We start from the raw sequence: 14,277 nt of genomic DNA on the forward strand, positions 1-14,277 counted from the left end.
GCCTCACTCGCGCGGTACGGACCGGCGGAGGTGGCCGAGCCGGTCCGAGATCTTCCCGGCCGCGGCCCGCACCACGGGCGCGATCTCCCGCAGTCGCCGCTCGGTCAGCCGGAAGGACGGCCCCGAGGCGCTGAGGGCGGCCACCACTCGCCCGTTGACGGTGAAGACCGGCGCGGCCACCGCGTTCAGGCCGGTTTCGAACTCCTCGACGCTGTAGGCGCAGCCCTCCGCGCGGACGCTCGCCAGGTGGGCCCGGACGGTGCCGGGATCGGTGACGGTGCGCGGCGTGTAGCGCTCCAGGGGTGCCGCCAGTCTGCCCTCGCGCTCGGGCTCGGGGAGATGCGCCAGCAGGGCCTTGCCGCTGGAGGTCGCGTGCAGCGGCGTACGGCGCCCCAGCCAGTTGTGCGTGGTGATGGCCGAGGGGCCGAGCACCTGGTCGATGTTGATGGCGGCGTCCCCGTCGAGAATGGCGAGGTTGATGGTCTCCGCGACCTGCGCCGCGAGCTGTTCGCAGACCCGGCGGCTCTGCCGGGACAGGTCCAGCCGGACCGTGGCGGCACCGGCGAGGCGGATCAGGCCGAGTCCGAGGCGGTACTTGCCGCGCTCGTCCGTCTGCTCGATGAGCCCGCGCATCTCCAGAGCGGTGGCGAGCCGGGATGCCGTGGACTTGTGCACCCCGAGTTCGGCCGCCATCTCGGTGACGCCCGCCTCTTCCCGGTGCCCGAGAAACTCCAGGATGACCACGGCCCGGTCGACGGACTGCACCGGGGACTCCGGCCGGTGCGAGGAGTTCGCCCCTTCAGGCGGCCAACGGCCGTCCACACTGTTGCCCATGGCGCAACTCTATGCGCTAGGCGATCCTCATGGCGACCTTCGTGCGGCCTCTTCCGGACCTCCGGGAGTGGTCGTCGCCGGCGCTCGGGGAAGTTACAAGAGCTTCAACGGCGCGTCTTGACGCCGACACACAATCGATGTTCTGTTGCGTATGCAGAAACGCACATCTTTTGGCGCAACGGCGCTGCGATGTGTGGCCGGGCCGGGGCGGCTCGGGCGGGCGTCGTCGGGCAACTCGATCCGACCGCCCCCTTGACAGCCCTCTCCGGGTCGCCAGACTGTTGTGCTAAGTGAAGAACGGTGCGTGATACGCAACAGTGCGATCGGCCGCCGGGGCCGTCGAGCACATCGGACCTCGTTCCTGCGGAGCACCCACCACCAGTGAGGGCCACGCCCTTCCCGCGCCGATCCCGCCCCGCGTGATCCGGCGTCGCCGCCACCGAACGTCCGACCGAAGCCCGCCTTCGGCCCCCAGCGAGGAGCTTGACCATGACACATGAGGTACGCGCCGTCGTCGCCCGGGAGAAGGGCGCTCCGGTCTCGGTGGAGTCCATCCTGGTGCCGGACCCCGGCCCGGGGGAGGCGCTGGTGCGGGTGCAGGCCTGCGGCGTCTGCCACACCGACCTGCACTACCGGGAGGGCGGGATCACCGACGAGTTCCCCTTCCTGCTCGGTCACGAGGCCGCGGGCGTGGTCGAGGCGGTCGGCGCGGACGTCACCGGGGTCGCGCCCGGCGACTTCGTCGTCCTCAACTGGCGCGCCGTCTGCGGTCAGTGCCGGGCCTGCCGCAAGGGCAAGCCGTGGTACTGCTTCGCCACCCACAACGCCACCCAGCCGATGACGCTGCTCGACGGCACACCGCTCGGCTCCGCGCTCGGCATCGGCGCGTTCGCCGAGAAGACCCTGGTCGCCGCCGGACAGTGCACCAAGGTCGATCCGGCCGCCTCGCCCGCCGCGGCGGGGCTGCTCGGCTGCGGGGTGATGGCCGGGTTCGGCGCCGCGGTCAACACCGGCGCCGTCGGCAGGGGCGACTCGATCGCCGTGATCGGCTGCGGAGGCGTGGGCATGGCGGCCATCGCCGGCGCCGTGGTCGCCGGCGCCGGCCGCATCATCGCCGTCGACGTCGACGAGCGGAAGCTGAAGTGGGCCGAGAAGTTCGGTGCCACCGCCACCGTCAACTCCTCCCAGACCGACGCGGTCGAGGCCGTCCGTACGCTCACCGGCGGCTTCGGCGCCGATGTCGTCGTGGACGCGGTGGGCCGTCCCGAGACGTACGAGCAGGCCTTCTACGCCCGCGATCTGGCCGGAACGGTCGTGCTGGTGGGCGTGCCCATGCCCGGGGCGAAGCCGGAGCTGCCGCTGCTGGACGTCTTCGGCCGCGGCGGGGCACTGAAGTCCTCCTGGTACGGCGACTGCCTGCCGTCCCGGGACTTCCCCGCCCTGATCGACCTCTATCTGCAGGGGCGCCTCGACCTGGACGCCTTCGTCAGCGAGGAGATCGCCCTGGACCAGGTGGAGTCGGCGTTCGAGAAGATGCACCGCGGTGAGGTTCTGCGTTCGGTGGTGGTCCTGTGACCGCGCGGATCGAGCACCTGATCACCTCCGGGACCTTCGAACTGGACGGCGGCAGGTGGGAGGTGGACAACAACGTCTGGCTGGTCGGCGACGACCAGGAGGTCCTGGTCATCGACGCCGCTCACGACGCCGCGGCGATCGCGGCGGCGGTCGGCGACCGGCGTCTGGTCGCCATCGTGTGCACGCACGGCCACAACGACCACGTCAACGCGGCTCCGGCCCTCGCCGCCCGCACCGGAGCGCCCATCCTGCTCCACCCCGCCGACACGGTGCTGTGGAAGCTCGCACACCCTCAGCGGGAACCCGACGGGGAGCTGGCCGACGGCGAGCTGCTGACCGTGGCCGGCACCGGACTGCACGTGGTGCACACACCCGGGCACGCTCCCGGCGCGGTCTGCCTGTACGCGCCGGAGCTGGGGGCGCTGTTCTCCGGCGACACCCTCTTCCAGGGCGGCCCCGGCGCCACCGGCCGCTCGTACTCCGACTTCGGCACCATCATCGCCTCGATCCGGGACCGGCTGCTCACGCTCCCCGCCGACACCACCGTGCACACCGGACACGGCGGCACCACCTCGATCGGCGCCGAGGCCCCCGCTCTCGACGACTGGATCGCCCGAGGGCACTGACCCGCCCCGCCCGGGGCGGCACCGACCGGCTGAGCCCGTCCGGGCACCGGCACCACCAACGCAACGTCAGCAAGAACCAGGAGATGGACACATGCCCTCCTCGTACGACGTGATCGTCGTGGGTCTGGGCGGGATGGGCAGCGCCGCCGCCTACCATCTGGCCTCCCGCGGCCAGCGAGTGCTCGGCCTGGAGCGCTTCGGACCGGCCCACAACCTCGGCTCCAGCCACGGCGGATCCCGCATCTACCGGCAGGCCTACTTCGAGGACCCCGCCTACGTTCCCCTGCTGCTGCGCGCCCACGAACTCTGGGAGAAGCTGACGATCGACTCGGGACACGAGGTCTTCATCGAGACCGGCGGCCTGATGATCGGCCGCGAGAACAGCGCCGCGTTCGCCGGCACGCTGAACAGCGCCCGGCAGTGGGACCTGGACCACGAGGTCCTCACCGCCGCCGACATCCGGCGACGCTTCCCGACGTTCCGTCCGGCCGCCGAGGACATCGCCTTCTACGAGCGCAAGGCGGGGGTGGCCCGGCCGGAGGCGACCGTCACCGCCCACCTGGAGCTGGCCCGCGCCCACGGTGCCGAGCTGCGTTTCGCGGAGCAGGTGCGGGGCTGGGAGGCGGACGGACCGGGCGGTCGCGTCTGGGTGGCCACCGACCGCGGCGTGTACACCGCGGACCGGCTGGTCATCGCCCCCGGCGCGTGGGCCCCCGGGCTCCTCCCCGACCTGGGCGTGACCGTGGCGGTGGAACGGCAGGTCATGTACTGGTTCCAGCCCGAAGGCGGAACGGGCCCGTTCTCCGCCGACGGGCACCCCGTCTACATCTGGGAGGACCCGGACGGCACCCAGATCTACGGCTTCCCCGCCCTCGACGGACCCGAAGGCGGCGCCAAGGTCGCCTTCTTCCGCAAGGGCGTCCCCAGCGACCCCGACAGCCTCGACCGCCGGATCCACCCGGACGAGATCGCGGCCATGACCGAGTACCTGCGCCCGCGCATCCCCACCCTGCCCGGCAGTTTCCTCAAGGCCGCGGCCTGCATGTACGCCAACACCCCCGACGAGCATTTCGTCGTCTCCGCGTATCCCGAGCACCCCCGGGTGACCGTGGCGTGCGGGTTCTCCGGCCACGGGTTCAAGTTCGTGCCGGTGATCGGCGAAATCCTCGCCGACCTGGCCACCGAAGGCACCACCAAGCATCCCATCGCCCTGTTCGACCCCCGACGCGTGCGCGTCTGACGATTTCCGAAGGTGACACGATGACCGTGACGAATGCGTCCTCCAGCCTGATCCCGACGCTGCCGGGGGATTACTACACCGATCCGGGGATTTTCGCCCTGGAGCAGGAGCGGGTTTTCGAGGCGATGTGGTTCTGCGTGGCCCGTGCTTCGGATCTGGCGCGGCCGGGTCAGTTCCGGACCTGTCAGGTGGGGCGGGAGAGCGTGCTGGTCTCCCGTTCCCGGGACGGTTCGGTCAAAGCGTTCCTGAACATCTGCCGGCACCGTGGGGCGAAGTTGTGCCTGGAGGAGTCGGGTGAGGTCAAGCGGGCGTTCCAGTGTCCGTACCACGCCTGGACCTACGGTCTGGACGGGAAGCTGGTGGCGGCGCCGAATCTGACGTCGATGCCGGATGTCGACCGGGTCGGGTACGGGCTGGTCGACGTCCATGTCCGGGAGTGGCTGGGCTATGTGTGGGTGTGCCTGGCCGATGCTCCGCCGTCCTTCGAGGAGGACGTGATCGGCGCGGTGGTGGAGCGGCTGGGCGATGTGGAGTCGATCGGGAATTACGGGATCGACGATCTGCGGGTGGGGCGGCGGATCACGTACGACGTGAAGGCCAACTGGAAGCTGATCATCGAGAACTTCATGGAGTGCTATCACTGCGCGACCATTCATCCGGAGCTGACCGAGGTGTTGCCGGAGTTCGCCGACGGGTATGCGGCGCAGTATTTCGTGGGTCACGGCGCGGCGTTCGGGGAGGAGGTCGACGGGTTCACCGTCGACGGTTCCGCGGGACTGGACCGGATTCCCGGTGTAACGGAGGGGCAGGACCGGCGCTATTACGCGATCACGGTCAGGCCGCAGGTCTTCATCAATCTGGTGCCGGATCACGTGATCTTCCATCGGATGTTCCCGATGGCGCAGGACCGGACCATCGTGGAGTGCGACTGGCTGTACCTGCCGCATGTCGTGGAAAGCGGTGCGGATGTGGAGCGTTCGGTGGAGCTGTTCCACCGCGTGAATCAGCAGGATTTCGACGCCTGTGAGCGCACCCAGCCGGGCATGAGTTCCCGGTCCTATGCCAAGGGCGGTGTCCTGGTGCCCAGCGAGCACCACATCGGCGAATTCCACACCTGGCTCCAGAACAAGCTCGGCGCGTGAGATCCCGTTCCACGCCGCTTCCGGACGAACCGGTCGGACTCCCCGCACGGCAGTCCGACGGCGTCCCCGACAGGCCGGCAGGTGAGCCGCCGACCGACCCCTTCACAACCCCCCACCGCCCCCGAAAGGACGACCCATGACCGACACACAACGCGGCAGAGACGGGAGCAGAAGCCATACGGCGCGCGCGGACCTGCCGGGCAGCCCGGCGACCGGCGCCCGTCCCCGGACCGACCGCGTCGTCTTCGGCGTCACCGCGGTCCTCACCCTGGCCTTCATCCTGGTGGGAGCCACGGCCACCGATTCCCTGGAGCGCGTGTCCGGGACGCTGCTGGACACCCTCATGGTGAACGGCGGCTGGGCGTTCGTCCTCGCCGCCTCGGGCTTCGTCGTCTTCGCCCTCTGGCTGGCACTGAGCCGTTACGGGCGGATCACCCTGGGCCGGGAGAACGAGCAGCCCGAGTTCCGCACCATCTCCTGGATCGCCATGATGTTCAGCGCCGGCATGGGCATCGGCCTGATGTTCTACGGCGTCAGCGAACCACTGTCCCACTTCTCCGCCCCGCCGCCGGGCACCACCCCGGCCGACGCCGCCGAGGCCACGGAAACCGCCATGGCCACCACCCTCTTCCACTGGACGATCCACCCGTGGGCGATGTACGCGGTCGTGGGCCTGGCCATCGCCTACAGCACGTTCCGCCGCGGGCGCCGGCAACTGATCAGCGCCGTGTTCACCCCGCTGATCGGCGCGGAGCGCGCGAACGGCTGGGGCGGACGGGTCATCGACATCCTCGCCATTTTCGCCACCCTCTTCGGCTCCGCGGCCTCCCTGGGGCTCGGCGCCCTGCAGATCGGCAGCGGCATCACCGAACTGGGGTGGCTGGGAAGCGTCGGCACCGGCCTGCTGATCGCCGTGATCGCGGTGCTGACCGTGGCGTTCGTCGCCTCCGCGGTGTCCGGCATCGCCAAGGGCATCCAGTGGCTGTCCAACATCAACATGGTGCTGGCGCTGAGCCTGGCGGTCTTCGTGTTCGTCGCCGGGCCGACCATCCTCATCCTCGACCTGCTGCCCACCTCCGTCACCGCCTACGTCGGTGACCTGGCGCAGATGGCGGGACGCACCGAAGCCTCCAGCGGCGAGGGAGTCGCCGACTGGCTGTCCGGGTGGACGGTCTTCTACTGGGCCTGGTGGATCTCGTGGACGCCGTTCGTCGGCATGTTCATCGCCCGCATCAGCCGGGGCCGGACCATCCGGCAGTTCGTGGGCGGGGTCATCCTGGTGCCCAGCACGGTCAGTCTGCTGTGGTTCGCGATCTTCGGCGGCTCGGCGATACGGCTGCAGGGCGAGGGACAGCTCGGCGACGCGACGACGGCGCAGGGCCAGCTCTTCGACGTGCTCCAGCAGTACCCGATCGCCTCGGTGACGAGCCTGGTGGTGATGATCCTCGTCGGCATCTTCTTCGTCTCCGGCGCGGACGCCGCCTCGATCGTGATGGGGACGCTCTCGCAGCGCGGGTCCCTGGAACCCACCCGGACCATCGTGGTGTTCTGGGGCGTGCTGACCGGTGCGGTCGCCGCGGTCATGCTGCTCGTCGGCGGCGGCACGGGCGACGCGCTCACCGGACTGCAGAACCTCACGATTCTCGCGGCGGCTCCCTTCACGCTGGTGATGGTCGGGTTGTGCATCGCTCTCACGCGCGATCTGTGTCAGGACCCGCTCATCATCCGTGGACAGAAGGGCAAGGAAGCCATCGAGACGGCCGTCATGGCCGGCCACGAGAAGTACGACGGGGAGTTCGAACTCCGCATAGGTCCCGCCACACCTCCCAACGGCACGGCGACCCGGGAGTCCCCGTCCCCCTCGGCGCTCTGAGGCCGGAGGCGGGGCCGTGGAACCGGCCTGTGCGGCCACGGCCCCGCCCTCCGCGCGTTGCGCGAAGCGCAACGACATGCGCCGTCCCGGGCTGATGCCGTTCCCCTCTTGACAACCCCGGGCGCGACGGAAAGCATGTTGCGCATAGTGAATTAGGTTGCGTCATGCGAGGCGCCACCCGCTGTCTCTCCTCTCCCGTCGCACGGCCGGGCGTCACCGGCCGGCCGACGGCTCCCCCTCTCTGTCGGGCACCCGCAACCCGGAGGTTCCCCATGATCACGGTGTGCCGGATCGAAGACCTGCCGCCTGGCGAGTCCATCCGTGTCACCCAGGGCGTCCCCGTCCCCATCGCGCTGTTCAACGCGGACGGCACGGTGTACGCCATCGATGACACCTGTACGCACCAGGACGCCTCGCTCGCCGACGGCTGGCTGGAGGGCTGCTTCGTCGAATGCCCCCTGCACGAGGCCTCCTTCGACCTGCGCACCGGTCGCCCGACCTGCCCGCCGGCGAAGGACCCGGTGCGCACCCACCGGGTCTCCCTGGCGGACGGCTACGTCCTGCTCCACGTCACCGAGGGGGAGCCGGCATGAGAAGCATCACCGTCGTCGGAGCGTCGCTGGCCGGCCTGAGCACCGTCCGCGCCCTGCGCGCGGAAGGATTCGACGGCGACATTGTCGTCGTGGGGGAGGAGCGCCACGCCCCCTACGACCGCCCGCCCCTGTCCAAGGACTTCCTCAAGGGCGACCTCGCCGCCGACGCGCTCGCCCTCGGGGACGCGGACGAGTACGAGGACCTGGAAGCGCGGTGGCTGCTCGGCGAGCGCGCGGTACGGCTCGACCCCGCGGCCCGGTCCGTCACCCTGGCCGGAGGACGGGAGCTGTCCACCGACGGGGTCGTCATCGCCACCGGCGCCCGTCCCCGGACGCTGCCCGGCACGGACGGACTGGCCGGCGTCCACACCCTGCGCACCCTGGACGACGCCCAGGCCCTGCGTGCCGAGCTGCTGGACGGCCTGCCCCGGGTCGTCGTCATCGGCGCCGGCTTCATCGGTGCCGAGGTGGCGTCCACCGCCCACCGGCTCGGCCTCCACGTCACCGTCGTCGAGGCGCTCGACGTGCCGCTGGAGCGCCAGCTGGGACCCGAGATGGGGCTGGCCTGCTCGTCGCTCCACAGCGACCACGGCGTCCGGCTGCTGTGCGGAGCCGGCGTGGCCGGACTCACCGGCGACGGCCGGGTCACCGGCGTCCGGCTGGCGGACGGGCGCCTGCTGCCCGCCGACATCGTCGTGGTCGGGGTCGGCGTGCGGCCCGCCACCGACTGGCTCTCCGGTTCCGGTGTCCAGGTGGACGACGGCGTGGTGTGCGACGCCGGAAGCGCGACCGGCGTGCCCCACGTGGTGGCCGTCGGGGACGTCGCCCGCCGCCCCCACCCGTTCACCGGGCGGCACGCCCGCATCGAGCACTGGAGCAACGCCGTGGAGCAGGCGAGGACCGCCGCCCGCACGCTGCTCACCGGCGTGTCGGCCCCCGGCCCGGTCACCGCGCCGTACTTCTGGTCCGACCAGTACCAGGTGCGTATCCAGTTCGCCGGACACGTCGCCCCCGGCGACCGCCCCGAGCTCCTCGACGGCGACGTCGACAGCCGTTGCTTCACGGCCGTCTACCGGCGCGAGGGCTTCCCGGTCGCCGTTCTCGCCATGAACCAGCCGAAGTCGTTCAACCGGCTCCGCCGCACCCTCACCCCCGCCGCCGCGGTTGCCGCGCACCCCGCCCCAGTCCAAGGAGCCCGCCGATGACTCTCTTCGACCGCCCCCTGCACGAGCTGGACCCGGACGTCGCCGCCGCCGTCGACGCCGAGCTCCACCGTCAGCAGTCCACCCTGGAGATGATCGCCTCGGAGAACTTCGCCCCGGTCGCGGTCCTCCAGGCCCAGGGCTCGGTGCTCACCAACAAGTACGCCGAGGGCTATCCCGGCCGCCGCTACTACGGCGGCTGCGAGCACGTCGACGTGATCGAGCGACTGGCCATCGACCGGGTCAGGGCGCTCTTCGGCGCCGAGGCCGCGAACGTGCAGCCGCACTCCGGCGCGCAGGCCAACGCCGCCGCGATGTTCGCCGTGCTCTCCCCCGGCGACACCATCCTGGGCCTGAACCTCGCCCACGGCGGGCACCTGACCCACGGCATGAAGATCAACTTCTCGGGCAAGCTCTACACCGTCGCCGCCTACCACGTCGACGCGGAGACCGGCCGGGTCGACATGGCCGAGGTCGAGCGCCTGGCCAAGGAACACCGGCCGAAGCTGATCGTCGCCGGCTGGTCGGCGTACCCGCGTCACCTCGACTTCGCCGCGTTCCGCCGGATCGCGGACGAGGTCGGCGCGTACCTGATGGTCGACATGGCGCACTTCGCCGGCCTGGTCGCCGCGGGCCTGCACCCCAACCCCGTGCCGCACGCCCACATCGTGACGACCACCACCCACAAGACCCTCGGCGGCCCGCGCGGCGGCGTGATCCTGTCCACGGCCGAGCTGGCGAAGAAGATCAACTCCGCGGTCTTCCCCGGCCAGCAGGGCGGCCCGCTGGAGCACGTCATCGCGGCGAAGGCCGTGGCCTTCAAGGTGGCGGCGAGCGAGGACTTCAAGGAGCGCCAGCGGCGCACGCTCGAGGGCGCCCGGATCCTCGCCGAGCGCCTGGGCCGGGCGGATGCCGCCGAGGCGGGCGTCTCCGTGCTGTCCGGCGGCACGGACGTGCACCTCGTCCTGGTCGACCTGCGCACGTCCGAACTGGACGGCAGGCAGGCCGAGGACCGCCTCCACGAGGTCGGCATCACGGTCAACCGCAACGCCGTCCCCGACGACCCGCGACCGCCCATGGTCACCTCCGGCCTGCGGATCGGCACCCCGGCGCTGGCCACCCGCGGCTTCGCGGCCGAGGACTTCCGCGAGGTCGCGGACATCATCGCCGAGGCGCTGAAGCCGGCGTACGACGCCGACGGACTGAAGGCCCGCGTCACCGCCCTGGCGCGGAAGCATCCGCTCTACCCCGGTCTGTGATCCGGCAACCCCTCCCGCGGGGGTGTGCCCGTGACCCGTCGCGGCACACCCCTCCCATCCCCCGGAGTATGGCGTGGCTATCAGCGTCTTCGACCTGTTCTCCATCGGCATCGGCCCGTCCAGCTCGCACACCGTCGGCCCGATGCGGGCCGCCCGGATGTTCGCCGCCCGGCTGAAGAAGGACGGCCTGCTCGCCCAGACCGCCGCCGTGCGGGCGGAACTGTTCGGCTCCCTCGGCGCCACCGGGCACGGCCACGGCACCCCCAAGGCCGTGCTGCTCGGCCTGGAGGGCAACGAGCCGCACACCGTCGATGTCGCCCGGGCCGAACTGGACGTCGAGCGGATCCGCGCGACCGGGCGGATCCGCCTCCTGGGCGCCGAGATCGGCCCGGCCCACGAGATCGACTTCGACGTCCCGACCCAGCTCGTCCTGCACCGCCGCCGCTCCCTGCCGTACCACGCCAACGGCATGACACTCTTCGCGTACGACGCCGACGGTCTGCCGCTGCTGGAGAAGACGTACTACTCGGTCGGCGGCGGCTTCGTCGTCGACGAGGAAGCCGCCGGTGCCGACCGGATCAAGCTCGACGACACGGTGCTGCCCCACCCGTTCCGCACCGGTGACGAACTCCTGCGCCTGGCCCGCGAGACCGGCCTGTCGATCTCCGCGCTGATGCTGGAGAACGAGAAGGCCTGGCGCACGGAGGAGGAGATCCGCGCGGGCCTGCTGGAGATCTGGCGGGTCATGGCGGACTGTGTCGGCCGGGGCCTGACCCGCGAGGGCATCCTCCCCGGCGGCCTGAAGGTCCGCCGCCGGGCCGCGGCGGCGGCCCGGGCGCTGCGGAGCCAGGGCGACCCGGCGGGCCGCGCCATGGAGTGGGTGACCCTCTACGCGATGGCCGTCAACGAGGAGAACGCCGCGGGCGGCCGGGTCGTCACCGCCCCGACGAACGGCGCGGCCGGCATCATCCCCGCCGTTCTGCACTACTACCTCGACTTCGTGCCGGGCGCCGGCGACGACGGGATCGTCCGCTTCCTGCTGGCGGCGGGCGCCATCGGACTCCTCTTCAAGGAGAACGCCTCCATCTCCGGCGCCGAGGTCGGCTGCCAGGGCGAAGTCGGCTCCGCGTGCTCCATGGCGGCCGGCGGGCTCGCCGAGGTGCTCGGCGGCAGCCCGGAACAGGTGGAGAACGCCGCCGAGATCGGCATGGAGCACAACCTGGGCCTGACCTGCGACCCCGTCGGCGGCCTGGTCCAGATCCCCTGCATCGAGCGCAACGGCATGGCCGCGGTGAAGGCGATCACCGCCGCACGGATGGCGCTGCACGGCGACGGTCGCCACCACGTCTCCCTCGACAAGGTCATCAAGACCATGAAGGAGACCGGCGCCGACATGAAGATCAAGTACAAGGAGACCGCCCGCGGTGGCCTCGCCGTCAATGTCATCGAGTGCTGAGGCCGTGGGCGGAACGGCGCCATCGGGCGCGGTGGGCACCGCGCGGCGGCCGGCGTGCCCGACCGGGCCGCACGCGCTCACCCACGACAGGGAGACCGTCCGGCCCGTCCGCACCGCCGTCACAGGAACCAGCAGTTCGGCCACCAGGACGACAGAACCGGGAGGAAGGCCATGGGACGGGTCACCGAGCGACGGCGCGTGCTGCGGATCCGGGACGGTGCGGCGAGCACCCGCCCCGACACGCTGGTCGCGGAGGAGCCGCTGGAGATCCGGCTGGGCGGCAAGCCGCTGGCCATCACCATGCGCACGCCCGGTGACGACTTCGCGCTGGCCGCCGGGTTCCTGGTCAGCGAGGGCGTCGTGGGCCGCGCCGAGGAGGTGGCGAACATCGTGTACTGCGCGGGCGCCACGGAGGACGGTGCCAACACGTACAACGTCGTCGACGTGCGCCTCGCCCCCGGCGTGACCGTGCCCGACATCACGCTGGAGCGGAACGTGTACACCACCTCCTCCTGCGGGCTGTGCGGGAAGGCCGGTCTGGAGGCCGTGCGGACCACCGCCCGCTGGCCGATCTCCGACACACCCGCGGTCCGGGTCGCCCCCGAGCTGCTGGCCGCCCTGCCCGACCGCCTGCGGGCGGCGCAGCGGGTGTTCGACCGGACCGGGGGACTGCACGCCGCCGGGCTGTTCTCGCCCGAGGGCACACTGCTGGACCTGCGCGAGGACGTGGGCCGGCACAACGCCGTCGACAAGCTGATCGGCCGCGCGCTCCGGTCCGGCGACCTGCCGCTGTCCCGGAGCGTCCTGCTGGTCTCCGGGCGAGCGTCCTTCGAGCTGGCGCAGAAGGCGGTCATGGCGGGCATCCCGCTGCTGGCGTCGGTCTCGGCGCCGTCCTCCCTCGCGGTGGACCTCGCGGCGGAGACCGGGCTCACGCTCGTCGGATTCCTGCGCGGCGGCTCCATGAACGTCTACGCGGGACAGCGGCGCATCGATCTGCGGGCGGCCGGCCGGCCACGGCAGCCGGAAGGAGGACACGCCAGGTGAACCCGCACGCGACCTCCGGCACGCTCGTCGCCCCGCCCGGGCCCCCGCTGCCCGGCACCCGACGCCGCCCCCGCCGCGTCGCGATGCTCAGTGTGCACACCTCACCGCTGGACCAGCCCGGCACCGGCGACGCGGGCGGGATGAACGTCTACGTCGTCGAGCTCGCCAAGCGCCTCGCCGCGATCGACATCGAGGTGGAGATCTTCACCCGGGCCACCTCCGCCGCGCTCCCGCCCAGCGTCGAGCTCGCGCCCGGCGTCCTCGTACGCCACGTGGACGCCGGACCCCGCGGCGGCCTGGCCAAGGACGACCTGCCCGCACGGCTGGGCGCATTCGCGCACGGGGTGCTGCGGGCCCGGGCCGGCCACGACCCCGGCCGCTACGACCTGGTCCACTCCCACTACTGGCTCTCCGGTCACGTCGGCCGGCTCGTCGCCGAGCGCTGGGGCGTCCCGCTCGTCCATGTCATGCACACCATGGCCAAGGTCAAGAACGCGTCCCTCGCCGCGGGCGACACCCCCGAGCCCGCCGCCCGTGTGCTCGGCGAGACCCAGGTCGTGCGGGCCGCCGACCGGCTGATAGCGAACACCGAGAAGGAGGCGGGGGAACTGCTCCGCCACTACCTCGCCGACACCGGCCGGGTCGCCGTCGTCCACCCCGGCGTCGATCTGGACCGCTTCCACACCGGCGCCCCGAACGCCGGGGCGGGCCGGGCCGCGGCCCGCGCCCGCCTCGGACTGCCGCGGGACGCGTTCATCCCGTTGTTCGCCGGCCGCATACAGCCCCTGAAGGCGCCGGACGTCCTGCTGCGCGCCGTCGCCCTGCTGCTGGCGGAACGGCCGCGGCTGCGCGAGCGGATCGTGGTGCCGGTCGTGGGCGGCCCGAGCGGGCGCGGCCTCGCCGGGCCCGACGGCCTGCCGAAGCTGGCGGCACGGCTCGGCATTTCCGATGTGGTGCGGTTCCGGCCGCCCGTCGGCCAGGATCAGCTGGCCGACTGGTACCGGGCGGCGTCCGTCCTGGTCATGCCGTCCCACAACGAGTCCTTCGGCCTGGTCGCCCTCGAGGCGCAGGCCTGCGGAACCCCCGTGATCGCCGCCGACGTCGGCGGCCTGCCGGTGGCGGTGAGGGACGGGGCGAGCGGGCTGCTCATCCCGGGGCACGATCCGGCGGACTACGCGCGGGCGCTGCGCCGCTTCGCCGACGCCCCGGCGCTCTCCGCCCGGATGGGCGAGGCCGCGGCCCGCCACGCCCGGTCCTTCGGCTGGGACACGGCCGCGGCGGCCACGGCAGACGTGTACATGGCGGCAGTGGACGAGCGCCGGGGCACCTGTGTGAGCCGCTCACCGATGCCCTCCGCGCACTCGGCCGAACGAGTATCCGTACACCGGCAGCAATGCTAGATATGGGGCATGAAGGTTCATTCCGGGCGGGCG

Annotated in this window: 12 protein-coding genes; 11 read left to right on the plus strand and 1 reads right to left on the minus strand. The window is 71.8% G+C overall.

Annotation, left to right across the window (positions count from 1 at the left end):
• Positions 1 to 3: 3 nt before the first annotated feature.
• Positions 4 to 765, minus strand: coding sequence for an IclR family transcriptional regulator (locus ACSNOC_RS11140; RefSeq protein WP_436747190.1), 762 nt, complete (start codon positions 763 to 765; stop codon positions 4 to 6).
• Positions 766 to 1,323: 558 nt separating this feature from the next.
• Between ACSNOC_RS11140 and ACSNOC_RS11145 the strand changes: the two genes are divergently transcribed.
• From ACSNOC_RS11145 to mshA, 11 genes are all read left to right on the plus strand, one after another.
• Positions 1,324 to 2,409, plus strand: a complete 1,086-nt coding sequence (locus tag ACSNOC_RS11145) for an S-(hydroxymethyl)mycothiol dehydrogenase (protein ID WP_436747179.1) — start codon at positions 1,324 to 1,326, stop codon at positions 2,407 to 2,409.
• Positions 2,406 to 3,035, plus strand: coding sequence for an MBL fold metallo-hydrolase (locus ACSNOC_RS11150; RefSeq protein ID WP_436747180.1), 630 nt, complete (start codon positions 2,406 to 2,408; stop codon positions 3,033 to 3,035). The genes ACSNOC_RS11145 and ACSNOC_RS11150 overlap by 4 nt, the downstream gene beginning before the upstream one ends.
• 91 nt (positions 3,036 to 3,126) lie before the next feature.
• Entirely contained in the window at positions 3,127 to 4,275 is a 1,149-nt protein-coding gene (gene solA, locus ACSNOC_RS11155) for an N-methyl-L-tryptophan oxidase (RefSeq protein WP_436747181.1), read from the plus strand.
• Positions 4,276 to 4,295: 20 nt separating this feature from the next.
• The gene (locus ACSNOC_RS11160) at positions 4,296 to 5,417 is read left to right on the plus strand and encodes an aromatic ring-hydroxylating oxygenase subunit alpha (protein ID WP_436747182.1); all 1,122 of its coding nucleotides are present in this window, start codon (positions 4,296 to 4,298) and stop codon (positions 5,415 to 5,417) included.
• A gap of 136 nt (positions 5,418 to 5,553) precedes the next feature.
• Entirely contained in the window at positions 5,554 to 7,290 is a 1,737-nt protein-coding gene (locus tag ACSNOC_RS11165; protein WP_436747183.1) for a BCCT family transporter, read from the plus strand.
• Between the two features lie 272 nt (positions 7,291 to 7,562).
• A complete protein-coding gene (locus tag ACSNOC_RS11170; protein ID WP_436747184.1) occupies positions 7,563 to 7,883 on the plus strand; it encodes a bifunctional 3-phenylpropionate/cinnamic acid dioxygenase ferredoxin subunit in 321 nt (106 codons plus the stop codon).
• The gene (locus tag ACSNOC_RS11175; protein ID WP_436747185.1) at positions 7,880 to 9,088 is read left to right on the plus strand and encodes an NAD(P)/FAD-dependent oxidoreductase; all 1,209 of its coding nucleotides are present in this window, start codon (positions 7,880 to 7,882) and stop codon (positions 9,086 to 9,088) included. Before ACSNOC_RS11170 ends, ACSNOC_RS11175 begins: the two co-directional genes overlap by 4 nt.
• A complete protein-coding gene (glyA, locus tag ACSNOC_RS11180; RefSeq protein WP_436747186.1) occupies positions 9,085 to 10,344 on the plus strand; it encodes a serine hydroxymethyltransferase in 1,260 nt (419 codons plus the stop codon). Before ACSNOC_RS11175 ends, glyA begins: the two co-directional genes overlap by 4 nt.
• A 73-nt stretch (positions 10,345 to 10,417) precedes the next feature.
• Entirely contained in the window at positions 10,418 to 11,800 is a 1,383-nt protein-coding gene (locus ACSNOC_RS11185) for an L-serine ammonia-lyase (RefSeq protein ID WP_436747187.1), read from the plus strand.
• Positions 11,801 to 11,971: 171 nt separating this feature from the next.
• Positions 11,972 to 12,844: a formate dehydrogenase accessory sulfurtransferase FdhD gene (fdhD, locus tag ACSNOC_RS11190; protein ID WP_436747188.1), complete on the plus strand. Its 873-nt coding sequence runs from the start codon at positions 11,972 to 11,974 to the stop codon at positions 12,842 to 12,844.
• A 47-nt stretch (positions 12,845 to 12,891) separates the two neighbouring features.
• Positions 12,892 to 14,244, plus strand: a complete 1,353-nt coding sequence (gene mshA / locus ACSNOC_RS11195; protein WP_436747191.1) for a D-inositol-3-phosphate glycosyltransferase — start codon at positions 12,892 to 12,894, stop codon at positions 14,242 to 14,244.
• The last annotated feature ends 33 nt before the right edge of the window (positions 14,245 to 14,277 follow it).

Source organism: Streptomyces sp. URMC 129 (assembly GCF_051386415.1).
GTDB lineage: Bacteria > Actinomycetota > Actinomycetes > Streptomycetales > Streptomycetaceae > Streptomyces.

Bases quoted from the DNA above. Each gene is read 5' to 3' on its own strand.
- ACSNOC_RS11145 (WP_436747179.1), top strand. From the start codon at position 1,324: ATGACACATGAGGTACGCGCCGTCGTCGCCCGGGAGAAGGGCGCTCCG.
- solA (WP_436747181.1), top strand. From the start codon at position 3,127: ATGCCCTCCTCGTACGACGTGATCGTCGTGGGTCTGGGCGGGATGGGC.
- ACSNOC_RS11160 (WP_436747182.1), top strand. From the start codon at position 4,296: ATGACCGTGACGAATGCGTCCTCCAGCCTGATCCCGACGCTGCCGGGG.
- ACSNOC_RS11165 (WP_436747183.1), top strand. From the start codon at position 5,554: ATGACCGACACACAACGCGGCAGAGACGGGAGCAGAAGCCATACGGCG.
- ACSNOC_RS11170 (WP_436747184.1), top strand. From the start codon at position 7,563: ATGATCACGGTGTGCCGGATCGAAGACCTGCCGCCTGGCGAGTCCATC.
- ACSNOC_RS11175 (WP_436747185.1), top strand. From the start codon at position 7,880: ATGAGAAGCATCACCGTCGTCGGAGCGTCGCTGGCCGGCCTGAGCACC.
- glyA (WP_436747186.1), top strand. From the start codon at position 9,085: ATGACTCTCTTCGACCGCCCCCTGCACGAGCTGGACCCGGACGTCGCC.
- fdhD (WP_436747188.1), top strand. From the start codon at position 11,972: ATGGGACGGGTCACCGAGCGACGGCGCGTGCTGCGGATCCGGGACGGT.